Consider the following 24,584-nt stretch of genomic DNA (forward strand, 5'->3'; position numbering starts at 1 on the left):
TTAACAAAAATAACATAACGTGGAGAGGCTGAGGATAGTCGGCCTCACAGCTCCAGCAATCCGCCGTCACCGTTCTCGTCGGCGAAGGCCAGCAGCGTGCCCTTGGCGTTCCAGGCGATCGCTGCGACCGGAGGCGTGCCATTGCGGCGAACGAGAATCTCGGCGCCGTCCTCGAGCCGCACCATCAGCACGGTGCCGTCGCTGTAGCCGGCGGCGAGGATGTCGTTCTTGGGATGGCACGCGACCACCGACACGCGCGCCTGCAGCGGCGCAAGCATCGCGGGCTCCTTGCCCATCGGGCCGTCCTTGCTGCCGAACGGCCAGATGATGACTGTGTCGGCACCCGAAGTCGCCAAACCCTTGCCGCCCGCGCTCCAGGACATCGAGCGGACGCGGCCGGGATAGCCGGTCATGCGCATGTGCCTGTTGTCGGCAAGCCGCCAGCCGTGCAGCGCCGCCTCGTGCATCGTGGTGACCAGGAACTTGTTGTCCGGGCTGAAGGTGACGCCGAGATGCGAGCCGGCCCAGGGCAGGAATTCGGCCGAGCCTTCCATGTTCGGAAACCACAGCGTCGCGCCATTGTAGTGCGCGATCGCGAGCCGCAGGCCCTTCGGCGCGAAGGCGAGCCCGCCGACGGTCGAGGGCACCTCGAGCGACTTCTCCTCGGCCTTGCCGCTCTTGACGGTCGCCGTCTTGCCGGCCGACCAGGCGAAGGCGCCGTCCGAATGCAGCGCCACCGCGTCGATCCAGCGCCGCTTGGGGTCGGTGGCGAGCAGCGTCACCTCGCCCTTGGCGTCGAGCGAGACGACCTTGCCGTCGTCGCCGCCCATGACGAGGCGCTTGCCGTCGGAGGCGGTGGAGAGAATGCCGCCGCTATGCACGGCGACCGTCGTGATCTCGCCCTTGGCGTCGACGAGCGCGACATTCTCCTCGCCGCCGACGAAGGCGGCGCGGGGCCCAAGGAAATGCACCGAGGTCACGCCCATGCCGAGCGTAACAGGCTTGACGCGATCGGTGACGGAGACGATCGAGGCGGAATCGGGGGCCGGCGTAAACTCTTTCATCACGAGACGATGCAGCTCTCAAAACCCTCGCGAATGGCCTTTTCCGGCAATTCGCGACCGATGAAGACGAGGCGGCTCTCGCGCGGCTCGCCGTCCTTCCACTTCCGCTGGTGGTTGCCCTCCAGCATCATGTGGACGCCCTGGAAGACATAGCGGTCATCATCGTCGTGGAAGGCGAGGATGCCCTTGGAGCGCAGGATCTTGCCGCCCTCGACCTGCACCAGGTTCTGGAGCCAGGGCATGAACACGTTCGGATCGAGCGGCTTGTCGGTCTTGAGCGACAGCGATTGCATGTCCTCGTCGTGATAATGCTTCAGGCCGTGGCCGTGATCATGGTGGTGGTGATCGTGGCCGTGATGGTGGTGATCATGGTCGTGGTCATGATCATCGGCCTCCAGGAAATCGGGCTCGATGTCGAGGATGCGGTCGAGGTCGAACGCGCCGCGGTCGAGCACGTCCGCCAGGGCCACCGAGCAGCGCTCGGTGCGATGCAGCTTGGCGTAGGGGTTGATGCCGCGGATGCGGGCCTCGACCTCGGCGAGCTCCGGCTTGGTGACGAGATCGGTCTTGTTCAGCACGATGACGTCGGCGAACGCGATCTGGTTCTTGGCCTCGGGCGCGTCCTTGAGCCGGTCGGACAGCCATTTGGCGTCGGCGACCGTGACGACGGCGTCGAGCCGCGCATTCTTCTGCACGTCCTCGTCGACGAAGAAGGTCTGGGCAACGGGTGCGGGATCGGCAAGGCCGGTGGTCTCGACGATGATGGCGTCGAACTTGCCCTTGCGCTTCATCAGGCCGTCCATGATGCGCACGAGGTCGCCGCGCACGGTGCAGCAGATGCAGCCGTTGTTCATCTCGAACACTTCCTCATCGGCGCCGATGATGAGGTCGTTGTCGATGCCGATCTCGCCGAATTCGTTGACGATGACGGCGTATTTCTTGCCGTGGTTTTCCGACAGGATGCGGTTCAACAGTGTGGTCTTGCCGGCGCCGAGATAGCCGGTCAGCACGGTCACGGGAATTTTGGGGGACGCTTCAGACATAGCAACTCCGGGTCGGGCTTTTCCGCGCGACGCACGGCGGGGTGGCCCCCTGCCCTAGTGGTCAAGCGCGCTGGTCAGGGCCTTTATATTGTGCCTGACCATATCAATGTAAGTGGGTGCAAGCCCCTTTTCGCCGGTCAAACCGTCCGAAATCAGGGTCCCGCCGACCCTGGCCCCGGTCTCGGCCGCGATCCGCCGGATCAGGCGGTCATCACTGATGTTTTCCAGGAACACGGCCGGGATCTTTTGGGTCTTGATCTGGCCGATGATGGCGGCGATGTCCCGCGCGCTGGGCTCGGTCTCCGTGGAGACCCCCAAGGGGGCCACGAACTGGACACCATATTCGGCCGCGAAATAGCCGAAGGCGTCGTGGGTGGAGATCACCTTGCGCCGGCCCAGTGGGATTTTCGCCACGGCCTCCCGCACCTCGCGGTCGAGCGCTTCGAGCTTGTCCAGATAGGCCTTTGCCCGCGCGCGGAAGAACTCGGCGTCGTCAGGGTCGGCCGCGGCCAGCGCATTGGCGATGTCGCCCACATAGATCTTGGCGTTCGGGACGGACTGCCAGGCATGCGGATCCGCGGCCGAGCCGAGCTTCAGCGGCGCGATGCCGGCACTCACGGTGACCACCTGCGCCTTGCTTCCTGCGGACTGCACCAGACGCGGCAGCCAGCCCTCGAGGCCCAGCCCGTTGACGATGACGAGCTTTGCATCCGCAATCCGCTTCGCATCGCTTGGCGCGGGCGTGTAGACGTGGACGTCGCTGTCGGGGCCGACCAGCGTCGTGACGTCGACCCGATCGCCGCCAACGTTCCGGACGAAATCGCCGAGGATCGAGAAGCTCGCGACGACGTTGAGCCGCTCGGCTGCATGCAGCGGCGAGGCGATCAGCAGGAGCACACAAAGCAGGAGACGCCGCATCGTCACGCTTCCAGATGCCGGCCGGGAAACATCTGCCGGACAATACCGCCGACGCGGCCGAACAGCACCGAGACGATGTAAAGCACGGTCGCCACCAGAATGATCGCAGGGCCCGACGGCACGCGGGTCTGGAACGACAATACAAGGCCCGCATAGCCCGCGACGGCGGCAGCGACGACGGCGATGCAGATCATGGCAGTGAGATCGCGCGACCAGAACCGGGCAATGCCCGCCGGCAGGATCATCAGGCCCACCGCGAGCAGCGTGCCGAGCGCCTGAAAGCCGTTGACGAGGTTGATCACGACGAGCGCGAGGAAGGCGAGATGCGCGGGGCCGCCGGCGCGGCTGACCGTGCGCATGAACAGGGGATCGACGCTCTCAATCACCAGCGGGCGATAGATCACCGCGAGCACCAGCAGCGTCACCGTGGCGTTGAAGGCGACCACCAGCAGCGTCTGGTCGTCCATCGCGAGAATGTTGCCGAACAGCACGTGCAAGAGGTCGATGTTGGTGCCCTTGATCGAGACGATGGTCACACCCAGCGCCAGCGAGGCCAGATAGAAGGTCGCAAGCGAAGCGTCCTCCTTGAGCCCGGTCGAGCGGGCGACAACGCCGGCGAGGATCGCGACGGCAAAGCCTGCAACCAGGCCGCCGGCCGTCATCGCGAACAGATTGAGGCCGGAGAGCAGGAAGCCGACGGCAGCGCCGGGCAGGATCGCATGCGCCATGGCATCGCCGACGAGGCTCATGCGCCGCAGCATCAGGAACACGCCGATCGGCGCCCCCGCCAGCGACAGCGCGATCACGGCGGCAAGCGCGCGCCGCATGAACTCGAATTCGGTGAACGGGCCGATCAGTGCGTCATAGATCATCTGCGATCACGCCGCCCGCGAGCGTCCGTCCTCGGCGCAAGCCGCGGCGCTATCGTCAAAAGCCTCGCACATCCGCATCGCGACCAGCAAGTTTTCCGGCGTCAGCACCTCCGCCGTCGGTCCCCAGGCCACGGGGCCGCGCGCCAGCACCAGCGTTTCGGTGAAATGGTTGCGCACCATCTCCATGTCGTGCAGCGCAGCGAGCACGGTGCGGCCTTCGCCGTGCCAGTGCTTCACCAGCGCGAGCAGATCGGCCGTGGTCTTGCTGTCGATGGCGTTGAAGGGCTCGTCGAGCACGATCAGGCGCGCGTCCTGGAGCAGCACGCGCGCGAACAGGATGCGCTGCATCTGGCCACCCGAGAGCGTGCCGATGGGGCGGTTCTCGAAGCCGTTGAGACCGACGGAAGCGATCGCGCGCAGGATCTTCTCCCGCGCGGCCTTGCCGATGCCGCCGAACAGGCCCGCGTCGCGCCACAGCCCGGTGCCGACGAAGTCGAACACCGAGATCGGGAAGCTGCGGTCGATCTCCGCGCTCTGCGGCAGATAGGCGATATCGCGGCTGTCGAGCCCGCCGAGATGAATGCTGCCGTCGAGCGGCCGGAGGATGCCGACGATGCCGCGCAACAGCGTCGACTTGCCGGCGCCATTCGGGCCGATCACGGCGACCAGCGCGCCTCGCGCGACCTCGCCGTTGAGATGATGCACGGCCGGGTGGCGGTCATAGCCGAGCGTGACATTATGGAAGTGCACGGCCGACATGCTCACCTCATCGCCAGGAAGACCACGCCCCAGAGCAGGGCACAGACGGCAAGCGCGGCCGCGAGCCGGCCGGCCAAGGTCATGCGCAGGATCGACCAGGGCGCGTCCTGGGCCGGATGGGGCGAGGCCGCATCGTGGACGTGGGCGTGGGTATGGTCGTGCCCATGCGAATGGGCGTGATCATGAGAATGGCCATGAACGTGGTCGTGGTGATGGGCGTGGGACGCGGCGGGAACCATGCCAGCGACGTTATATTATAACATTACCCCTGTCCACGGCCGGCTCAGGGCTTGCCGATCACCATCGCGATGGCGGCCGCGACGAAGGGGAACGGCACCGACACCGCACAGCGGAACCAGACGAACCGGGCCGGCATGAACGGGATTTCCCACAAAATCACCCGCTGGAAGGCGAACAGGGCCCAGGCGACGACATAGGCGACCACCTGCGGCACCCCACCGCCGGACTTCAGCGCCACCGTGCCGATGGAGAAGCCGATCACGGGTCCGCCAGGGGTAGCGGCGCCGGCGACCACGGCGGTCGCAACCCCGAGCCAGCCGCTGTCCGGCCCGAGCCAGCCGGTGATCACCTCCTGCGGGATGATGGCGGCGATGTAGCCGGAGCCGATCACCCCGAGCGCGATGCGCGGCACGATGTTGATGAAGTCCATGGAGCCTTCGCGGAGCGAGGCCTTGAACACCGGCGGGCCGCGGCGGAAGGCGATCAGGCCGACGCCGAACACCGAGCCCCACAGCAGGATGTCGATCAGAAGCGCCGCGCTCAATTCTCGTCGTCCTTCGCGGCCGGCTGCGGATAGATCCGGACATAGACGAAGCGGCCGAGCGCGCCGGCGAGCACCGGCAGCGGCAACGAGATCAGGATCCGCCACAGCGTGAAGTCGGTGCCCATGATCGGAATTTCCCAGGCAACCGCGCGGCCGTAGCCGATCAGGGTCCAGCTCACGACCATGGCGATGGTGGCGCCGAAATCGGCGCCCACGGCGAGCAGCGCGCTCGCCACGGGATAGGCGGTGAAGGGTCCGCCCGGCAGGATCGCGCCGAAGGCGGTGCCGATCAAAAGGCCCATCAGGCCGGATTTCGGCCCGAGCGAGCGCGAGACTTTTTCGTGCGGCAGGATCTCGGAGATGAAGGCCCCGAGCAGGCAGCCCGCCAGCACCCGCGGCAGGATGCCGCCGAACAGCGAGAGGTCGTGCGTGAGAATCTCCAGGACACCGTCTGTGCCATCACGCCGCCAGACCAGGCCCGCGCTCACCGCCACCAGCGCCGCGATGATGATGGTCGACCAGCCAATCGGCTTGCGCACACGCCCCGGCCGCGGCTCGGACTCAGCGTCCTCGGCAGGCGCCGGATTGTTCGGGGAAGGTTCTGACAACGGCTCGGTCGGATCGAGGGTGATGCCCATTCTGATTAAGGGCGGCGTCCACGCGGTGCAAACGATACGATCACAGGCCGATGCGCGCACTGCGCAGGACTAGTTCGGCGAATTCCGCACAGCAAAAAGGCGGCCGCACATGCGACCGCCTTTTCGTCATTCCGGGGCGCGCGGAGCGCGAGCCCGGAATCCATTTGTCCACGAGGACTGACGCCCGATGGATTCCGGGCTCGGCGCTGACGCGCCGCCCCGGAATGACCAGGAAGCCTTACGCCTTGTCGAACAGGGACTCGACGTATTCCCAGTTCACGAGATTCTCGACGAACGCCTTGAGATAGTCCGGACGGCGGTTGCGATAGTCGATGTAGTAGGAGTGCTCCCACACGTCGCAGCCGAGGATCGGGGTGGCGCCGTGCACCAGCGGATTCTCGCCGTTCGGGGTCTTGGAGATTTCGAGCTTGCCGTTCTTGACCTGGAGCCAGCACCAGCCGGAGCCGAACTGGCCGACGCCGGCCGCCTGGAAGTCCGTCTTGAACTTCTCGAAGCCGCCGAGGTCCTCGTTGATCTTCTTCTCAAGCTTGCCCGGCAGCTTGGTGCCGCCGCCATTGGGCTTCATCCAGCTCCAGAAGTGGATGTGGTTGTAGTGCTGGCCGGCATTGTTGAACACCGCGGGGTTCTTGCCGAACGAGCCCTTGACGATCTCCTCAAGGGACTTGCCTTCCCATTCGGTGCCCTTAAGCGCGTTGTTGCCGTTGGTGACGTAGGCCTGATGATGCTTGTCGTGGTGGAATTCCAGCGTCTCCTTCGACATGAACTGGCCGAGGGCGTCATAGGCGTAAGGGAGTGGGGGCAGCGTAAAGGTCATGGGTTGTTGTCCGCGACTGATGGGGAATTGGCTTAACGGGGACTCTTATAGAAGGTTCCACCGTCGTAAAATACCGCCAATTTGCGAAAATGCGTGATGCGGCCGCTTGGCCGGATTGCATAAAATCGACGCGGGCAAGCGAATGTTTCTCCAAGTGCGAGCGTTGGTCCGCAAAATATCATTGCCTTTGAAGCGCTTATGACAGAACGAATGCTCCACGGAACGGAGCTGCGAAAGACAGAACGATGAGCATCGAGATCGACATTTTGAATGGCGACGCCTCGTGGCCGATCGCACAGCCCCTGCTCAGCGCGGTCTGGGGACGTGACGCCGCCGAGAAACCGTCCTGGGCCCAGGTCAAATGGGCCAATGCCGACCTTCGCGTGCTGATCGAGACGCCCGAGGACGGCCTCGTCTGCCATGTCGGCATCTATTTCCGCACCGTCACCTGGAACGGGCAGAAGGTCCATGTCGGCGGCATCGGCGGGGTCTGCACGCGCGAGGACCGGCGCGGTCGCGGCTACGCGACCATGGCGATCGACGCAGCCATCCACACCATGCGCGCCAACGAGGCGGTCCGGTTCGGGCTGCTGTTCTCCGAACCGAACAATTTTGCGTTCTACGAAGCCCGCAGCTGGCTGCCCTTCAAGGGCGAGGTCTATTGCGAGCAGCCGGAGGGGCGGATCCGCTTCGATTACATGGCGCCCTACGTCTTCAACATCGTCCGCGCGCCGACGCTGGGCACCATCGACCTATGCGGCCTGCCGTGGTGAGCCCTGCGTGAGGGGAGGACTGGCGCGAAGGTGCCGCGCCCTATAAGATGTCGATCATCATCCAATATTCCGCCCGGTGAACATGACGATCGACGCCTCCGCAGACGCCGCGCCGCCACGTGCACCGGTCGCTTCCCCCATTGCGAGCCTGCTGACGGCGCCGATCCTGCCGACACTGCTGCGGCTCGCGATCCCCAACATGATCGCGATGGTCGGCAGCACGCTGGTTGCGATTGCCGAAACCTCCTATATCGGCCGGCTCGGTACCATTCCGCTGGCGGCGATCGCGCTGGTATTTCCGTTCGCAATGCTGACGCAGATGATGAGCGCGGGCGCGATGGGCGGCGGCGTTTCGTCCGCGATCAGCCGCGCGCTCGGCGCAGGCGATCGTGACCGCGCCGCGACGCTGGCGCTGCACGCCGCCATCATCGGCCTCTGCGGCGGACTGTTCTTCACGGTGATGATGCTCGCCTTCGGCCGCAGCTTCTTCACGCTACTCGGCGGACGCGAGCGCGTGCTCGAGGAAGCCAGCGGCTATTCGCAAATGCTATTCTCCGGCGCGGTCGCGATCTGGCTCGTCAACACGCTGGCCTCGGTGATCCGCGGCACTGGCGACATGCGCCTGCCTTCGATGATTCTGATCGGGGCGAGCGCGCTCCAGATCGTGCTCGGCGGCACGCTGGGGCTCGGCCTGTTCGGCGTGAAGCAATTCGGCATGCCCGGTGTCGCCGCCGGCCAGCTGATCGCCTTCACCTGCGCGGCGATCTTCTTCGTCTGGTATCTCCTGTCCGGCCGCAGCCGGCTGCCGTTGAAGATCCGCGCCTTCCATTTCGAACGCGCGATGTTCCTGGACATCCTCAAGGTCGGCGCGGTCGCCTGCCTGTCGCCGCTCCAGACCGTGCTCACGATTCTGATCTTCACAAAAATCCTCGCGACCTTCGGCACCGAGATGCTGGCCGGCTACGGCATCGGCTCGCGGCTGGAATTCCTGCTGATTCCGATCACCTTCGCCTTCGGCATCGCCTCGGTGCCGATGGTCGGCATGGCGATGGGCGCCGGACATTTGAAACGCGCCCGACGTGTCGCCTGGACCGCGGCCGCGGCCTCGGGATTGACCGTCGGCCTGATCGGCCTCGTCATCGCGCTTGATCCGGCATTGTGGGTATCGCTCTTCACCGCGGATCCCGGCGTCACCGCGGCGGCGCACAGCTATTTCCACTGGGCCGGTCCGGCCTTCGTGTTCTTCGGCATGGGCGTGTCGCTGTACTTCTCTTCGCAAGGCGCGGCGCGCGTCGGCGGTCCGGTGCTCGCATCCACGGCGCGGCTGCTGATCGTCGCGATCGGCGGCGTCGGTCTCATGACGGCGCAGGCGCCGGCCTGGACCTTGTTCGCACTGGTCGGCGGCGCCATGGTCGTGTTCGGACTTTCGACCGCGGCCTCGGTCGCCTTCGCCCGCTGGGGCAAATGAGCGCAGGCAAATGAACGTGAGCGGATAAACGCAGGAATGTGATTCCATCCAGCGTTGCACTATCCTGCCGGACTGCTATTGAGGCGCCTCCATTTTAGGGGCTCTCTATGTTCGGCAGATTCGCCATCCTTTCCGTCGTCCTGACCGCACTGTTCGGTGCGACCGCCGCCCACGCACAGAGCGCCGATGGGACCTGGCTGACGCAGGCCGGCGATGCGCGCGTCAAGATCAGCAAATGCGGCGGCGGCATCTGCGGCCATATCGTCTGGTTGCGCGAGCCCTATGACACCGCAACTGGCCAGCCTGCGACCGACAGCAAGAATCCCAATCCCGCGCTCGCCAAACGCGCGATGATCGGCCTGCCGCTGTTCAGCGGCATGGAGCCTTCAGGGCCGAACAAATGGTCGGGCCAGATCTACAATGCCGATGACGGCAGCACCTATGCGAGCAACGTCTCCGTGACTGGTGCGGATTCGCTGCGGGTCGAAGGCTGCGTCGGCGCGCTCTGCGGCGGCGAGACCTGGACGCGCGCGGGACGCTGAGGTCGACGAACTCTCGTGCCCCGGACGCAGCGCAGCACATAGTGATGCGCTGCAGACCGGGGCCCATCGCAGTGTGGGTCCCGGCTCTGCGCAGCGTCACTGCGTGCCGCAGCGCGTCCGGGACACGAGAATCGCCTTATCCCATCATCGCCTTCAAAGCCGTTGCCGCCGACGCGTAGCCGCCGCGTGCGCCGTCGATGAAATGGACGTGGTCGCTACGCAGGGCCGATGGCGTGAAACAGGTCATCATCGCGGCGTCCTGCTGGTAGAGGCCGTAGCGCACGACGCCGTCGCGCGCCGCGGCCGCGAGACGGTCGCTCAACGCGCGCTCGAGCTGCGGAGTGCAGTCGAGGATCATGCGCAGGCCGTCGTCGTATTTGCGGAAGTCTGAGTTCTCGACCACCTGGCGCTTGTAGACGTTTGGCACGAAGCCTCCGACGTTGAGGTCGAAGCGCATGATCAGGTAGACGAACAGCGTGTAGGCCAGCACGCGGGCGCGGCGCGCGACCAGCGGACCGCCGCGTTTGGTGCGGGCCTCGAATTCCAGCCCCTGCGGCGGCCATTTCAGCGGCGGCCCCTGCGGCGGCACCGGGCGGCCGCCGTCAGGGCTGCGCTCGACGAGGTGGATGATGTCCTCGATCGCCTTGCGGAAGGCTTGCGGATCGCCACCGCGGGCCGGCATCACCAGCACCGACAGGATCAGGCCGCGCGCGGCCGGCATCACCTCGAAGCGGCAGGACAGGCCGGAAAGATCGGGCTGCGTGCCGGCGGACGCCTCGGCGACCGCGAACTCGCCGCGCTTCATGGCGGCGTCGGACCAGGCGAGCCCGCCGCCGGAAAACATCGCATAGGACAAATTGGCCGACGGACCGAAGCGCGCGACGCGCACGTCCAGGCCCTGTGCGCGGATGGCGCTCACCGGCACCAGCGCCACGCGCATCGTCAGATCGAGATCTTCCCGCACCCAAGTTGCGGTCGCAGCCAGCGCCTCGCGGGCGGCCTCCAGATCGGACGGCGCGACCGCAAAACTCGCGCCGTCGCCGCCGAACACGAAGGGGAATTCGCGCCCCTCCAATGCGTTCGTCACCGCCGCGATCACGGCGGCACCGGCCATGTTGACCGCCTTGTAGCGCTGCGCCGCAATCGCCTTGGTGGAATCGACGATGTCGGCAACGCCGATGCTCCAGTCGTCAGGCAATGGCGAATAGAGCCCGGGATCCATCAGGCTGGTGAAGCCGCGGAAGACGGGAATGCCGCCGTAGAAGGATTCGCCTGATGTCATCGGGTGATGCCGGATGGTTGGGAAGCGCGTCCGAGGAAGATACGAGGCAGGATCGATCCGGGTTCGGCGACCGGCGTCCGCTCGTTCGATTCCCGATCATTGGCCGAAATGCACCCGGACAACAAGATCGCGCCGCCGCGAATGCCGCGGTCCGTCATTGATCGGTGTCAAACAGCCGGCCGGAAGAGCGGCTATGGTAGGGGCATCTCCAGAGATGATGGGATGATCGAGGTGCCCGACTTCGGCAACAAGGACTCGACCGCTCCGGTGCACCGGCGCACAGGGCTCGACCCGATCAGCGCGGTGAAGATGCCGGAGCGACTGACCGCGGCCGTCGATGCCTGGGCTGAAGCTCATCACCTGTCTCGCTCGGCTGCGATCTGCAAGCTGGTCGAACTGGGCCTGAAGGTCGCGCCCCCGGCATTCACGTCGGCCCAGCCGGTCGTATCCGACGCCACCAGGATCGAGGCGCTGGCCGTGCACGAGATCGAGCGGCTGCTCGACCCCGCATTGCCGACGGACGAACGCGAACGCCGCATTCGCCGCCTGACCGAAGGACCGCCGGAATTTTCACACGACCGGATTGATCTGCCGAAGCAAGCGACGTGAACGCCTAGTGCAGCTTTTCGTCCTCGCGCTTGCGAAAGGCCTCGAGCGAGGCGTCGTGGCAGCCGACGAGGCGCACGAATTGCTGCGGATACATCTCATAGCCGTGACTGCCCGAATTCTGATTTGTCATCGGCGTGCAATGGATGTCGTCCGGCTTCGCAAGAGGCTGCTCGGTCCGACTCTGATTTGAAGCGGTCATGCTTTGCGCGGCCATCGACTGCTCCCCTTCGATTAGGGCAGATCGATTGACGTAACCCAATCGATTGCGGGGCATCTTACGACCAAATCCGGCTTGATGTCATTGCGCCGGATCAACTCAATTGTGGCGGCGGAGTTCCGCTTACGCCGTATTCCCCGCGTCGATCGTGAACACGGTGCCGGTGACATTGCGGCCGCCCTCGCCCAGCAGATATTCCACCATGCGCGCGACATCGTCGGTCTCCGGCAGGCGGCGCAGTGCGCTGCGGCCGGCGATGCGCTTGCGTCCTTCGTCGGAGAGATTGTGTGTCAGCTCTGTGTCGATGAAACCAGGCGCGATCGCGTTCACGGTGATGCCGAGCTTGCCGACCTCGCGCGCGAGCGAGCGGGTGAAGCCGGTGGCGGCGGCCTTGGTCGCGCCATAGACGGAGAGGCCGTTGTAGCCCGTGGTCGCGATGATCGAGGAGATGTTGATGATGCGGCCGGCGCCGTCGGCCATCATCTGGCGCGCGACATATTTGGTGAGAATGATCGGCGACAGCACGTTGAGCTGCACCAGCGCCTCGATCTCGGAATTGTGCATGGTGGCGAGCAGGCCTTCGGTGCCGAGGCCGGCATTGTTGACGAGGCCGTAGATCGGGCCGAACTCGTCGCGGATAAGCTTCGCGAACGCCGGGATCGCGTCGATCACGGCGAGGTCGCAGGCGCGGAAATGCAGGCGCCCTTCGGAGAGGCCGATCGCCGCCCTGAGCTCGTCGCTCTCGCGCCGTGCCGCCGCGATCACGTTATAGCCGGCATCAGCCAGCCGCCTGCCGATGGCAAGGCCGATGCCGCGGCTGCCGCCGGTGACGAGGACATTATGCATCGGTGCGCGCCAGTTTTCCGGCCGGGGTGACATCGAGCGCCTCGACGAAGCGGATCACCGCCGGCACTTTGTGAGAAGCAAGCTGCGCGCGGCACTGGTCCATGATCTGGTCGCGGATCTCCTTCACCTGCGCCTGATCGGTGCCGTCGGCGAGGATCACGTCGGCGACGACGATGCCGCCGGTGATCGGGCTGCGGCGCGATTTCGCCCGTGACATTCGCACGTCGGCATGGCGGTTGATGACCGCCTCGATCTCCTCGGGATGAACCTTCAGCCCGCCGATGTTGATGATGCCGCCGCGGCGGCCGACGAAATAATAGCGGTCGCCGCGCAACTCGACGATGTCGCCGCTGTCGACGAACCCGTCGTCATCGGTGAGCGCGGCCGCATTGCGGCCGATGTAAGCATGCGCCGTGCGCGTCGAGCGGATGCGCAGCGAGCCGTCCACGACCTTCATCTCGACGCCGTTGCGGTTGCCGAGATAATCGGCCGGAAAACCCTCCAGCCCGTCATTGACGGCAAAGCCGACACCTGCCTCGGTCGAGGCATAGGCATGACCGACGGAGGAATTGGGGAACGCGGCCTTCAGGCCGTCGAGCACCGCCTGGTCGGCGATCTCGCCGGAGAGACGGACATATCCCGGCGCGAACTGCGCAGCCGAGCCGCTCATCAAGAGCTTGCGCCAGTGCGATGGCGTGCCGGAGATATGGGAGACGCGGCCCGCGTTCAGGCGCGCGACGTGGTCGCCGAGCGCTTCATGCGGATCGGACAGCACCATCGAGCCGCCGCAGAGAACCGCGCGCAGGAAGATCTGCAGGCCGCCATAGCGGCGAATGTCGTAGAATGTCGCCCAGACCGGCGCGGGTCCGCGCGCAGGGCCTTCCGCGACGATGGCGCCCGTCAGCGCTTCCAGCGTATGGCCGGCGATTTTTGGCACGCCCGACGTGCCGGACGTCAGCATCAGCCATTCCGTGGCGCGTTCGGTCCTGGCCGGCGTGGCGGCCTGAAGCGGCAATTGCGCGGTGACGACGAGCGCGACCGCCTTTGCGGCCCATTGCGCAGGCTCGTCGGTGACGACGGCATCGATCTCGGCGTCCGCGATCAGCGCATCGAGATGGTCGGGATTGAGATCGGGCGGGCACAGCAGCATGCGCCGCGCGACACCGTCGAGCTCGATCATGGCGAGGCCGGATTTGAGCTGGTCCGACAGCTTCAGCAGGACAGAGCGGCCCGCCAGCTCACGCAGGCGGCCGCCCAGAACCGTATGCGCGAGGACGTCCGTCAGCGACACCACATGATGGGCGTCGGAGATCGTACGGCCCTTGAGCTCCGGGCCTAGATAGTCGCGAAGCGCGAAGATCTCACGCGGGGACATTTTCGTAGGCCCGCACGAAATCGCCCACGGTGGCGGGGAACGCTACGTCCTCGGAAATGGTGAAGGGATCGACGCCGGTCTCGTCCTCGAGGCGCGCCACCAGAATTGCGAAGGCGAGGGAATCGAAACCGGTCTCGTGCAGCGACAGATCGTCCGAGAGTGCGGGAAGCGTGACGTGCTGCTCCTTGGCGATCTGCTGGATCGCCTCGATGACCTTAGACCTTACCGACATGGCTGGCTCACTCTTGTTATTGCTGGTTCGTGTTGCAGCGGCTCTTGATGACCGCCTCCCCAAGGCCCGTGTTGTTTACCCGACAGAAGTAAATGGCTTCTTGGACAATTCAGATAAAATTGGACCTATCTGGCGGATTTTCGTGTGGCTAGAGCCTGATCGCGCCATCGATGATCCCTGCGTACACGTCCGCGTCCAAGGCGATGTAGCCGCCGGACCTCGGCTCGAGCATGAACAGCGGATCGCTTATCGGCCCCGGATCAAAGCCCTCCCGGGTCAGTTCGCCCTTCTTCTGCTTGAACGTCTCGGTCGCATCGAGCTCACGGGAGATGCGAACGAAGACGGGGCGGGCATAAGCCGGCAAGCGCTGCGCGAGGTGGGCCGGCAGCCCCTCGATATCAAACCCCTCGTTCACGACGATCGCGCTCATGCCGGCACGGCCATCGGTGCCGGGGATGCTGACGCCATAGGTGGTGGCATCGATCACGCCGGTGAAATCGCGGACGGCGTCGTTGACCTCCGATGTCGCGACGTTCTCACCCTTCCAACGAAAGGTGTCGCCGATGCGGTCGACGAAATGGAAGAAGCCCTTGTCGTCGAGCCGCATCAGATCACCGGTGCGGAACCAGGCATCGCCCCTGGCGAAGACGTCGCGCAGAATCTTCTTCTCGGTCTCGCCGGCGTCGGTATAGCCCTCGAAACGGCCGCCGCCTTCGTCCGCGGTGCCGATGCGGCCGATGGCTTCGCCGGCCTCGCCCCGGGCGCACGCAACGCAAAAGCCTTCTTCATTGCGCAAGGGTGCACCACTATCAGGATCGAGCTTGACGAGCCCCGCCGGAAAACGATGCGCGAGCAATGGCGGAACGCGGCCGATCGCACCCGGCTGGCCCTCGACGTTGAACAGCGAGAAATTGCCTTCCGTTGCCGCATAGAATTCGAGGATGCGCGGAATGGCGAAGCGGTTCTGGAAATCCTCCCAGATGTCGCCGCGCAGGCCGTTGCCGCAGACGAGCCGCAGGCGGTGACGGTTCTCGTATTCCGACGGCGCCGCCTTCAGAAGATAGCGGCAGAGCTCGCCGATGTACTGGAACAGCGTGCAATCGTGGCGCACGATGTCGGGCCAGAAGTTCGAGGCCGAGAATTTTTCCGCGATCACCACCGAGCCGCCGGCAGCCAGCATGCTGCACGGGGCGACAATGCCGCCGACCGAGTGGAACAGCGGAAGGCAATCATAGAGCCGGTCTTGCGGGGTGGCGCCGGTAAGGCCGGCGAACCAGAAGCCCCAGTTGAGGATCCGGCGGTGGCTGATGCTCGCCGCCTTCGGCAGGCCGGTGGTCCCGGAGGTGTAGATCAGCAGGGCCCGGTCGTTGATCGTCACCTCGCCATGCTCGTCCGGCGAGAGCGGCCCGTCCTCGAGCGCGGCAAGTGCGACGTCGATCGCGCGCTCGCTGCGGGCATCGCCATGGGTCCAGACTTTTGCTGCTGTCTTCAGGTGCGGCGACGCGCCGTCCAAGGCTTCCACGAGCTCGTACGCGACGATGATGTGCGACGGCCTGGCGACATCGAGGCAATGCGCGAGCGACTGGCCGACGAGCCTGGTGTTGATCAGCGCGGCCACGCCACCGACGCGGCTGATGCCGAGCCACGCGGCAACATAGTCGATGCCGTTCGGCATGATCAGCGCAACGATATCCCCCTTGGCCACGCCGGCCGAGCGCGCCCAGCGCGCATAGCGGTTGATGCGCTTCGCGAGGCCTGCGTAGTCGATCGTTGTCTCATCTGCGACCAGCGCGGTGCGATCGGGCTGACGCTGCGCCCAATCGTCGACGACGTCGGCGAACAGCCGGCCCGGCAGCGTCTCGATGCGCGCGGTGAGCTCGATCGCCTTCAGCCAGATCTTTGAAGCCGAAGGTGCGCGCGCGACTTTCGGTTGCTCGATGACGCCGGTGGTCATGCCGTCCATTCTTTCGGAACGTATCTGCTGTTTCCCCAAGCTTAGCTCGCACGCCCTGCCCAGGTGTTAAGAGACAAGGTAAAGCGAGGTTAGGACGTGATTAACTCTGGCCATCCGACGCGGGCGCGTCTGGTGGCATGCGGACGGCGGCGACCGAGCGCTGGCGCAAGGTGGTCGAGTTTGTCAGGGATCAGGAAGGCGCAGCGATCCGGCCTCGCCGAGGCTAGGCGCTCCCTGGTAAACGGGCTATGCTTTTCTACCCTGCGTTGTCAGGGTTACGAAAAGGGAGGCGTCCCGTGGCTCTCGATCCGTCAGAGTTTCCGGTCCAGGCCACGCCGTTCGGGCAGCGCCTGACGAAATTCGCCAACCGCGTGAAGGGTGGACAGGCCAGGGTGGTTGCGATCGGCTCGTCGACCACCGCGGGCGAAGGCGGCATCGCGCCCTATCCGCAACGGCTGCTGGCGGATCTTCGGATCAAATTTCCAAATGTCGGAATCGAGGTGATCAACCGGGGCGTCGGCGGCGAAGACGCTCCTTTGGAGCTGAAGCGGTTCGAGCACGACGTCTTCGATCTCAATCCCGATCTCGTCATCTGGCAGGTCGGCACCAATTCGGTGTGGCAAGCCGACGGTCCCTCGTTCGCGGACACCACGAAGGCCATCCGGGAGGGTGTCGACCGGCTACTCCGCGCCGAACGGATCGACGTGATCCTGATGGACCTTCAATATGTGCCTGCGGTGCTGACACCGGCCAAGCGCCAGAAAGCGGACGCCATGGTCGAGGCGATCAGCCAGATCGCCTACGAGAAACAGGTCAGCGTCTTCCGCCGTTTCGCGCTGATGAAGGGCTGGCACGAGGTCGCAAGGATCTCGTTCGACCGTTTGGTCGACCCGGGCGATGACACCAGGCTGCACGCCAGCGACTGGACCACGGACAAGATGACCTGGCAATTGACCGACGCGATCTTCGCGGCGACGCCTCACGACACCTAGTTCTGCATGCTCCGTCGGACCGGGCGCCGAACGAGCGATAGGCGCTAGCCGCCTCGCCTGTAACGTGGGCGCGGCGGCGCTACGTTGACCGGATAATAAGGATTGACGTCACAGCTCGCCGGGCGGCCTGACGCCGTGGCGCGGCACTGCGGCAGCGAAGTGAAGGAGCAATCGTACCACTCCCCGCCGCCACCGTTCGCGCCTGAGTAGACGTGCATGCAGACGGGAAAGCTGGGATCGAAGGTCTGCGCATGCGACGGCGCGGCCATGAGCAATGCACCGACGAACGCGATCGGGCCGAATGAGCGAAGCATGAAAAATGTCCCCGAAATCGCAATCGCTAATTCGACTTCTTGTGACGCCGGCGCGGCGGCGGCGGCGGTTCATCGAAGACATAGTAGGGATTGACGTCGCAGCTCGCCGCGCGGCCCGACGCCGTCGCCCGGCACTGCGGGATCGAGGTGAACGAGCAGTCGTAATAGTCGCCGCCACCGCCCCGGCCGCCCGAAGTATAGACGTGCATGCACACCGGATAGCGCGGATCATAGGTCTGGGCGTCGGCATCTGCCGCCGCGAACAGCGCGGCAATCGCGGTGAGGGTCAGGAGAGGCAGGCGCATGGAGACATCCTCGAATCGATGGCGGCGTCGAATCTCGTGCCGACATCCTCCTATGGCATAACACCACGCCGGAGGCGACTGTTCCTCCGGCGGATGACGGCAAGGTGAGCGGGGTGCGCTGCGCGCGCTACCCGCCCAGCCCCTGCAGGACCAGCCGGTTCAACCTTGCCGCAAACGCGGCAGGGTCTTCGGGCAGTTCGCCGTCCAGGATCTGCGCCTGTTCGAGCAGGAGCAAGCTGAGATCATCGACCGCCCTGGAGCCGGCCTGCGCCCTGGTGATCGCCGTCACCAGCGGATGGCGGAGATTGATCTCGAGGATCGGCTTGGTGCGCATGCCGCGGTTCTGCTGCGACAAGATGCGCTCGAGCTCGCGGCTCGGGCCCTGGCTGTCGGCGACGAGGCAGGAGGCGGAGCTGGTGAGGCGCGTCGAGACCTTGACGTCGCTGACGCGCTCGCCGAGCGCGGCCTTGATCACCGCGATGGTGGCGGCCTCGTCGGCGGCCGGCTCGTCCTGCTTCGCCTCGTCGGCCTCGTCGGTGCGCGGGATCAGGTCGAGATTGAGATCGCCCTGGCTCAGCGATTTCAGCGGCTTGCCGTCGAACTCCGATGGCATCGAGGTCCAGAAGGCGTCGACCGGATCCGACAGCAGCAGCACCTCGATGCCACGCGCGGTCGCGGCTTCCAGCCGCGGATTGGACTTCAGCCGCTCGATGCTGTCGCCGACGAGATAATAGATCTCGGTCTGGTTCGGCTTGAAACCGGCAATGACGTCCTTCAGCGAACGCTTCTCGCCCGAGGTGGTGGTGAAACGCGACAAGGACAGCAGCTTTTCGCGCCGCTCGAAATCCTCGTAGATGCCTTCCTTCAGCACTGCGCCGAAGGCGTCCCAGATCCTGACAAAATTCTCCGGGTCCTTGTCGGCAAGGCTTTCGAGCTCGGATACGACCCGGGTCGCCACGGCTTTCCGGATCTGCGCGAGCTGCGGATTGTTCTGGAGCATCTCGCGCGAGATGTTGAGCGGGAGATCTTCGCTGTCGACCACGCCGCGGATGAAGCGGAGATAGCCCGGCAACAGATCGGCATCGTCGGTGATGAAGACGCGACGGACGTAAAGCTTCACCCGGCCCTTGCGGTTCGGCTCGAACAGGTCGAACGGCTTCGTCGACGGCGCGAACAGCAGCACGGCGTAGGAATAGCGGCCCTCGGCGCGGTAGTGCAGCGTCATCGCGGGATCGTCGAAGGCCGATGCGATCTGCTGATAGGCCTTCTTGTAGTCCTCGGCCGTCAGCTCGGACTTGGAACGCTGCCACAGCGCGCTCGCCGAGTTGATCTGGCGCGGCTCGCCCTCCTCGGGCACCAGCTCGATGGGGAACAGGATGTTGTCGGAATAGGCACTGACGATGCGCTCGATCTCGTGGGTCTCGAGATATTTCTTCGCGTCGTCCTTCAGGTGCAGGACGATCTCGGTGCCGCGCGCCACGCGCGCCGCTTCCTCATCGCTTGCGCGCGCGATCTCGAAGCCGGAGCCGCCGGAGGACGTCCAGCTCCACACGTCGCTCTCGCCGGCACGGCGGCTGACCACGACGATCTTCTCGGCGACCATGAAGGCGGAATAGAAGCCGACGCCGAACTGGCCGATCAGGCCGAGGCCGTCCTTGGCCTCCTTCAGCTTCGAGACGAACGCCTTGGTGCCGGAACGGGCAATGGTGCCGAGATGGTCGATCAGCTCCTGGCGCTCCATGCCGATGCCGTTGTCGGCGATCGTGAGCGTTCCGGACGTCTTGTTGGGGATGATCCGGATCTTGAGCGCGTCGCCCTCGCCCAGCAGCGCCGGGCTGGCGATGGCTTCATAGCGCAGTTTGTCGCAGGCGTCGGATGCGTTGGAGACGAGCTCGCGCAGGAAGATGTCGGTCTCGGAATAGACGGAGTGCACCATGAGGTGCAGGAGCTCGGAAACCTCGGCCTGGAAAGGCTGCGTATGCGCGGCCGTATCTGACGTCGTCATGCGTTTATCCGGTCAATTAAGGGGGGAAAGAAACCCGGGATATAACGCGAGGGGATAGGGGATCAAGTGGACGTGAAAGATCGCCCTCCCGGTAGGAGGGCGAATTGTCCATGGTGGCCAGGGCGGCGAAGAAGGATCAGGTCACACAGCGGCCGGGCTGGAGCAGTTTTGCGACCTCGGTCAGGGAGCTGACCATCGGCTCGCAGGCAATCGTCGGCCTCTTGGGGCCCTGCTTCAGGTTCTGGAGCAGCACCGGCGGCTTGGCGTTGCCGGTCTCGATGACTGCGGGGACCCGCAGCAGGACCGACGTCTCGGCCAGATCGTTCAGCCGCATCGACACGGTCCGGGTGGGAACCCGGGCCTGCTTCAGGTCGGCGAACCGGTCGGCCTTGCCAGAACGGTTGACGTTGTGATCCACATCTTGCGTGGGTCTGTCGGCGACCGCCTGCCAGCGGGCGGCCAAATCATGGCCGGAGGCCAGCTGCACGGCACCGACCTGGACGGCACCAAAGGTCGCAGCAATCGCGACAGCACCCAAAAATACCTTTTGAATCTGTAACATGACTGACAATCCCTCGCCCCATGGCGATCCCGGGAACAACGCGATGGGAGGACCGGCAGTTCTCAGCCGTTCAGATCACTTAACCGTGTGCGAAATTCACGGCAGGCCGCATAAAAAGGCCGCACAAAAAAATTTTCACCAGCCTGGAACGACTCCCGGGCCCGAGAGTCGTCTCAACAGCCGGCTATTCCCCCCTGCCCCATAAGCCGGCGACGTAGGGCGCGACTGTGGTGATGCCAGTCGCGCCTTACTTTTGTCCGGGGGAATTTTCCAAGTTTTTTGGCTCCGCCCCCATCTTCCGCGCCGGCCGGCCAGGCCAGCGAGGGCAAACCTCAAGGGCGCCCTCATGGGACCGAATGCTTCGCTATCGTTGCAGGGAGGCTGGGTCTCTACACGATCATGAAATTCGATGCGTGCAATTGACTGACTGCGGTATCGACGAAGTCGATGGACCCTGCGTCAGGACTGCTCCCCAGCGCAAGCAGGGCCCCGCCATGCCCATCGCTCCTGAGAGCGCCCATGATGTCGACGACGGAATGGTAATCACCTATGCCGTTCGCAAGAGCGACGACGCCGAGCGTGTCATTTCCAAATCCGGAGATCGTATCGACCTGGCTGCTGGAGTTGATCGAGACTGCCAGACCCGTGCCGTGATCAACGATGTTGACGTGGGCCGGGCCATTGATGATGGCCTGATTGCCAAACCCGACAAAGTTAAACTGGTCTGATCCGCCATTGACCGTAATGACGTCCTGGCCAATCTGGTTTGTCACATTTGCCTGGGACCCGTTGAGCACCACGTGATTGGCAGCGCCGCCGAGCGTGATCGTATCGTGGCCCGCGCCTGCAACGACGTTGTCGGATCCGCTGCCGGCCATGATCGTGTTCGTTCCCGAGCCGACGGTGATCTGGTTTCCCGTCCCGCCGAGATTCACGGTGTTGTTGCCATCGGCGAGAGTGACACTGTTGGCGCCATCTCCGCCCGTGACGACATCGTTGCCATTGCCAAGCAGAACCGTGTTGCCATATCCGGACAGCGTCACGCGGTCGTTGCCATTGCCGGCCGTCGTTTGGCTCGCGCCGTCACCGGGATGGACAACATCGTTGCCGTTGCCCAGCGTGATGACGTTCCCATATCCGCCGGCATTAATGGTGTCGTTGCCGTCGCCGAGGGCGATCGTCGTGGCGCCCGTCGATCCCGTCACCGCGATGTTGCCGTTGCCGCCGGTTACGTGGTTGACGATCCCCTCCAGATAGACGGTGCTGTCACCGCTCGGCACATCAACCGTACCGTATGATCCGGCGTAGATCGTGTCGCTCCCGCCATTGCCGTGGATGGTATTGAACATGCCGTAGGCGTGGATGATGTCGTTGCCCGTCGTGCCCTGAATGACCGCATAACCGGATGCCGGGCCGTCGATCGTCGTGCTCCCGGCTTGATGCGTGTCTGTGACGGACGTGTGGGCGTCGCTGACGGTCACGCCGACGCTGCTCGTGTCGCTCAGGGTGAAAGTGGTCGTTGCGCTGCCGTCTCCGTGCGGCGAGGCGACAAAGGTGAGGGCGTGCAACTCGGCGGTCAGGTTGGCGGCGGTGGTCGCCGTCAGCTCGTAGGTTCCGTTTCCAAGCGAGATCAATCCTGCTCCGGACAGGATGCCGGCGGCACCCGCGAGCGTGATGATCAAACTGTCCGTTGCTGCTGCGTTCGGATCTGTGATCGTTACGCTCGAGAATGGATTGATCGCAGCTCCGTTGCTGGTCGTTTGTCCCGACACGGCTCCAGCGATGGTCGGCAGGGCTGCGGCTGTCAGCAGAATGCCGCCGGAGCTGTCTTTCGCGATGCCGAAGCGCGTGACCGACGTATCCGCCAGTGTGAAGGTCTCGCTGGCCGCACCGTTGCTGACCGTGAGCTTCGAGCCGGATACAGTCACCGTTGCGCCGCTTGTATAGGACAGCCCGGACAGGTCGATCTGGTCGCCGAGCACGATGCCCTTGAGCTGGCTCGCAAAGGTCGATTGGCCCGAAACCAGCTTCTGCTCGATCTTGAGCATGCCTTGGCCGGAGAAGGTGATCGCGTCGTCGGAAATCGCACCCGCCTTGAGATCAAGCATGCCGCCGGCAATCGTGGTCGCGCCGACAATGCCACCCGCTTCGACGAATTCTGTGGCGCCGTGATAAATTGTCGAAGCGTTCGCGGTGCCATGATCGAGCACGTCAAGCGTGCCGCCGTTCAGAGTCGTGGAGGTGACGATGCCACCGTCCGAGACGGAGATGCTTCCTGAATTGAGGATCGTCCCGCTCGCCGCACTGGCATCGACCGCCGGTACGCTTGGGTCGTTCGTGGGGTCTGCAATGGATCCCGAAACCGCCATCACACCACCATTGATGGTGGCTTTCTTGGCGATCCCCGCCCCGAACAGGTGCAGTTCGGCGCCGCTGTCGACAACCGCAAAATCGACTTCGCTTCTGATGACGGTGCTGTAAGGGGCCCCGGGAGAATGATAGAGCGTCTCTCCCGAAGCATTGATGGCGCCGCCCGAGTGAACGATGGTGGCGCTGGCAAAGCCCCCATTGGTGAGATTCTGGACGCCGCCGGCATTGACGGTGGTTGACGTCACGATGCCGGTATCGACGTCCTGCTCGGCACCATTGTTGACGATGGTGTGATCGGCCCGGCCCGGCCCCGGCGCATCGTGCAGATAGATGCCGGCGACACGTTGAATGCCGCTCATGTTGATCGTGGTGTAGCTCGCGGTGGAGCTAAGGCCGACATCCTGTTCGCCGCCATTGATAACGGTGTTGCTGGCGGTGGCTCCCAAGTCGAAGTTGCCCAGGATTTCCTTGCCACCCGCTGATATCGTCGTGTTCGTGGCCGTGCCGAACACCTTGAACAATACGCCGTTCGATACGGTGAAGCCGTTTTCCGTGTAGCCGTAGTCGACAATAAACGTTGCGCCGCTCTGGAACGTCGTATTGGACAGCGTCGCGCCAGTTTCAGCGATGAGCGTTGCGCCTGCGGAAACAACAGTGTTTTTGGCGACACCGCCGTCCAGGACGGCGAGCGTCACGCTGTTCGCGACAACAAATCCGTTTTCAATCGTGCCATCGCCGATCTGCAAGGTGCTGCCGGCGTTAAAGACTGTCCCCGAAAAATCGGCGTTGCCAAGCACAATGAGGCCGCCATACTGATTGACGGTCGTGTTGGTCGCCGTCGCGCCGGCGGACAGCACCATCGTTCCGTAATTGATGGTCGTGCCGGTGGCAGTGCCGCCTGCATCAACGTTCAACGTGCCGAAGTTCTGGAGTATCGTGCCCGATACGACCGCTCCGTCCGACACCGTCAATGTTCCAAAACCTTCAACGATGGTGCCCGTCGCCATGCTGGCGTCGACGGCCGGCTGGCCGGGGACGTTGGCGAACGGATCGGGTATCGATCCCGAGACAGTCATGACGCCGCCGTTGATGACGGCATTCACTGCAGTCCCGCCGCCAGTGACGTCGAATTCGCCCTGGTAGTTGATGGTTGCAGCGGTCGCCACGCTTCGGATGACCGGCTCCGGATACACGGGCGCCGTTTCGACCGCTTCACCCGAAACCTTGAGAACACCGCCGGAATTGACGATGGTGCCGCTGGCGCTGCCACCATTCGTCACGTTCTGGAGGCCGCCGGAATTGACAGTCGTCGCCGTTGCGCTTCCCGTGTCGACGTCCTGCTCGCCGCCGCCATTGATCGTGGTGTGATCGGCTGCGCCCGGGGTTGGACCTTCATGGATATATTGGCCGGTGACGCGCTGGATGCCGCCCTGGTAGATGGTCGTATAGCTGGCGACGCCGTCAAAGACGACGTCCTGTTCTCCGCCATAGATGACAGTGTGGGTTGCCGTGCTCGTCGCGAAGGATCCGCCGACCGTCTGCAAGCCGCCAACAAAAATCGTCGTGCTATCGACGGAAATGCCGCCACTGACATCCATCGTGTCACCGTCGTGGAGCGTAACGCCACTGGCGGGAGGAATAGCCGTCATATGAATGCTCCGCGTTTGGTGCCTGGAAAATCAAACGAGCAAAGCAAAATCATTCGACGACCATTTCAACTTAAAACTGCGACGGCTGAAAATGCCTGTCAAGCCGCGCATATTTTTCGCCACGGTGTTGATCAGTGACAAAGCCGTGAGGCGTATGCGCGTGAATATTGCTGGAT

At 64.4% G+C, this 24,584-nt stretch carries 25 protein-coding genes; 5 read left to right on the forward strand and 20 right to left on the reverse strand.

Translation table 11 applies throughout. From position 1 onward, the window contains the following. Positions 1-44: 44 nt before the first annotated feature. The 9 genes from AB7008_RS44900 to AB7008_RS44940 all read right to left on the reverse strand — a co-directional run bounded on the left by AB7008_RS44900 (position 45) and on the right by AB7008_RS44940 (position 6,913). Positions 45-1,064, reverse strand: coding sequence for a WD40 repeat domain-containing protein (locus tag AB7008_RS44900; RefSeq protein ID WP_304491674.1), 1,020 nt, complete (start codon positions 1,062-1,064; stop codon positions 45-47). After that, complete coding sequence (locus tag AB7008_RS44905; protein WP_028157801.1) at positions 1,064-2,107, reverse strand: CobW family GTP-binding protein; 1,044 nt, start codon at positions 2,105-2,107, stop codon at positions 1,064-1,066. Before AB7008_RS44905 ends, AB7008_RS44900 begins: the two co-directional genes overlap by 1 nt. A 54-nt stretch (positions 2,108-2,161) precedes the next feature. Further along, positions 2,162-3,025, reverse strand: a complete 864-nt coding sequence (locus tag AB7008_RS44910; RefSeq protein ID WP_039154266.1) for a metal ABC transporter solute-binding protein, Zn/Mn family — start codon at positions 3,023-3,025, stop codon at positions 2,162-2,164. A gap of 2 nt (positions 3,026-3,027) precedes the next feature. Continuing rightward, a complete protein-coding gene (locus AB7008_RS44915) occupies positions 3,028-3,897 on the reverse strand; it encodes a metal ABC transporter permease (protein ID WP_441260938.1) in 870 nt (289 codons plus the stop codon). 6 nt (positions 3,898-3,903) lie between these two features. Next, positions 3,904-4,656 (reverse strand): metal ABC transporter ATP-binding protein, encoded by a 753-nt coding sequence (locus AB7008_RS44920; RefSeq protein WP_441260939.1) that lies wholly within the window; start codon positions 4,654-4,656, stop codon positions 3,904-3,906. Between the two features lie 2 nt (positions 4,657-4,658). Beyond that, positions 4,659-4,895 carry a hypothetical protein gene (locus AB7008_RS44925; RefSeq protein ID WP_041954190.1) on the reverse strand — a complete coding sequence of 79 codons (237 nt, stop codon included), beginning with the start codon at positions 4,893-4,895 and terminating at the stop codon, positions 4,659-4,661. A gap of 44 nt (positions 4,896-4,939) precedes the next feature. After that, a complete protein-coding gene (locus AB7008_RS44930) occupies positions 4,940-5,440 on the reverse strand; it encodes a hypothetical protein (RefSeq protein WP_008138982.1) in 501 nt (166 codons plus the stop codon). Continuing rightward, complete coding sequence (locus tag AB7008_RS44935; protein ID WP_028157795.1) at positions 5,437-6,048, reverse strand: permease; 612 nt, start codon at positions 6,046-6,048, stop codon at positions 5,437-5,439. The genes AB7008_RS44930 and AB7008_RS44935 overlap by 4 nt, the downstream gene beginning before the upstream one ends. Before the next feature lie 268 nt (positions 6,049-6,316). Beyond that, a complete protein-coding gene (locus AB7008_RS44940; protein WP_014491764.1) occupies positions 6,317-6,913 on the reverse strand; it encodes a superoxide dismutase in 597 nt (198 codons plus the stop codon). 245 nt (positions 6,914-7,158) lie between these two features. Here AB7008_RS44940 and AB7008_RS44945 point away from each other — a divergent pair, with 245 nt between their 5' ends. From AB7008_RS44945 to AB7008_RS44955, 3 genes are all read left to right on the forward strand, one after another. Continuing rightward, positions 7,159-7,686, forward strand: a complete 528-nt coding sequence (locus AB7008_RS44945; RefSeq protein WP_248880200.1) for a GNAT family N-acetyltransferase — start codon at positions 7,159-7,161, stop codon at positions 7,684-7,686. 82 nt (positions 7,687-7,768) lie between these two features. Beyond that, complete coding sequence (locus tag AB7008_RS44950; protein WP_441260940.1) at positions 7,769-9,154, forward strand: MATE family efflux transporter; 1,386 nt, start codon at positions 7,769-7,771, stop codon at positions 9,152-9,154. A 107-nt stretch (positions 9,155-9,261) separates the two neighbouring features. Further along, complete coding sequence (locus AB7008_RS44955) at positions 9,262-9,696, forward strand: DUF2147 domain-containing protein (RefSeq protein WP_304491680.1); 435 nt, start codon at positions 9,262-9,264, stop codon at positions 9,694-9,696. A 136-nt stretch (positions 9,697-9,832) separates the two neighbouring features. On the opposite strand, the gene AB7008_RS44960 is transcribed toward AB7008_RS44955, so the two are convergent. After that, the gene (locus AB7008_RS44960) at positions 9,833-10,978 is read right to left on the reverse strand and encodes a DUF3095 domain-containing protein (protein WP_441260941.1); all 1,146 of its coding nucleotides are present in this window, start codon (positions 10,976-10,978) and stop codon (positions 9,833-9,835) included. 222 nt (positions 10,979-11,200) lie between these two features. On the opposite strand from AB7008_RS44960, the gene AB7008_RS44965 reads away from it, so the two are divergent. Next, positions 11,201-11,587: a hypothetical protein gene (locus AB7008_RS44965; protein WP_441260942.1), complete on the forward strand. Its 387-nt coding sequence runs from the start codon at positions 11,201-11,203 to the stop codon at positions 11,585-11,587. Positions 11,588-11,591: 4 nt separating this feature from the next. Here AB7008_RS44965 and AB7008_RS44970 read toward each other — a convergent pair whose 3' ends face one another. From AB7008_RS44970 to AB7008_RS44990, 5 genes are all read right to left on the reverse strand, one after another. Then, positions 11,592-11,801 carry a hypothetical protein gene (locus tag AB7008_RS44970; RefSeq protein WP_248880204.1) on the reverse strand — a complete coding sequence of 70 codons (210 nt, stop codon included), beginning with the start codon at positions 11,799-11,801 and terminating at the stop codon, positions 11,592-11,594. A gap of 126 nt (positions 11,802-11,927) precedes the next feature. Continuing rightward, positions 11,928-12,650, reverse strand: coding sequence for an SDR family NAD(P)-dependent oxidoreductase (locus AB7008_RS44975; RefSeq protein ID WP_014491756.1), 723 nt, complete (start codon positions 12,648-12,650; stop codon positions 11,928-11,930). Further along, positions 12,643-14,025, reverse strand: coding sequence for a class I adenylate-forming enzyme family protein (locus tag AB7008_RS44980; protein WP_441260943.1), 1,383 nt, complete (start codon positions 14,023-14,025; stop codon positions 12,643-12,645). Before AB7008_RS44980 ends, AB7008_RS44975 begins: the two co-directional genes overlap by 8 nt. Then, positions 14,012-14,257 (reverse strand): acyl carrier protein, encoded by a 246-nt coding sequence (locus AB7008_RS44985; RefSeq protein WP_014491754.1) that lies wholly within the window; start codon positions 14,255-14,257, stop codon positions 14,012-14,014. Before AB7008_RS44985 ends, AB7008_RS44980 begins: the two co-directional genes overlap by 14 nt. A 148-nt stretch (positions 14,258-14,405) precedes the next feature. Next, positions 14,406-16,220, reverse strand: a complete 1,815-nt coding sequence (locus tag AB7008_RS44990; RefSeq protein ID WP_441260944.1) for a long-chain-acyl-CoA synthetase — start codon at positions 16,218-16,220, stop codon at positions 14,406-14,408. A gap of 287 nt (positions 16,221-16,507) precedes the next feature. Between AB7008_RS44990 and AB7008_RS44995 the strand changes: the two genes are divergently transcribed. Next, a complete protein-coding gene (locus AB7008_RS44995) occupies positions 16,508-17,203 on the forward strand; it encodes an SGNH/GDSL hydrolase family protein (protein WP_441260945.1) in 696 nt (231 codons plus the stop codon). A 44-nt stretch (positions 17,204-17,247) separates the two neighbouring features. Here AB7008_RS44995 and AB7008_RS45000 read toward each other — a convergent pair whose 3' ends face one another. The 5 genes from AB7008_RS45000 to AB7008_RS45020 all read right to left on the reverse strand — a co-directional run bounded on the left by AB7008_RS45000 (position 17,248) and on the right by AB7008_RS45020 (position 24,408). Further along, on the reverse strand, positions 17,248-17,517 hold the full coding sequence (locus AB7008_RS45000) for a DUF3551 domain-containing protein (protein WP_248880209.1): 270 nt from the start codon (positions 17,515-17,517) through the stop codon (positions 17,248-17,250). Positions 17,518-17,543: 26 nt separating this feature from the next. After that, the gene (locus AB7008_RS45005) at positions 17,544-17,822 is read right to left on the reverse strand and encodes a DUF3551 domain-containing protein (protein ID WP_028157785.1); all 279 of its coding nucleotides are present in this window, start codon (positions 17,820-17,822) and stop codon (positions 17,544-17,546) included. Between the two features lie 127 nt (positions 17,823-17,949). Continuing rightward, entirely contained in the window at positions 17,950-19,827 is a 1,878-nt protein-coding gene (gene htpG, locus AB7008_RS45010) for a molecular chaperone HtpG (protein ID WP_441260946.1), read from the reverse strand. A 136-nt stretch (positions 19,828-19,963) separates the two neighbouring features. Next, a complete protein-coding gene (locus tag AB7008_RS45015) occupies positions 19,964-20,389 on the reverse strand; it encodes a hypothetical protein (RefSeq protein ID WP_248880211.1) in 426 nt (141 codons plus the stop codon). A gap of 389 nt (positions 20,390-20,778) precedes the next feature. Next, positions 20,779-24,408 (reverse strand): hypothetical protein, encoded by a 3,630-nt coding sequence (locus AB7008_RS45020; RefSeq protein ID WP_441260947.1) that lies wholly within the window; start codon positions 24,406-24,408, stop codon positions 20,779-20,781. Positions 24,409-24,584 lie beyond the last annotated feature (176 nt).

This window comes from Bradyrhizobium sp. 521_C7_N1_3 (assembly GCF_052075975.1).
GTDB lineage: Bacteria > Pseudomonadota > Alphaproteobacteria > Rhizobiales > Xanthobacteraceae > Bradyrhizobium > Bradyrhizobium japonicum.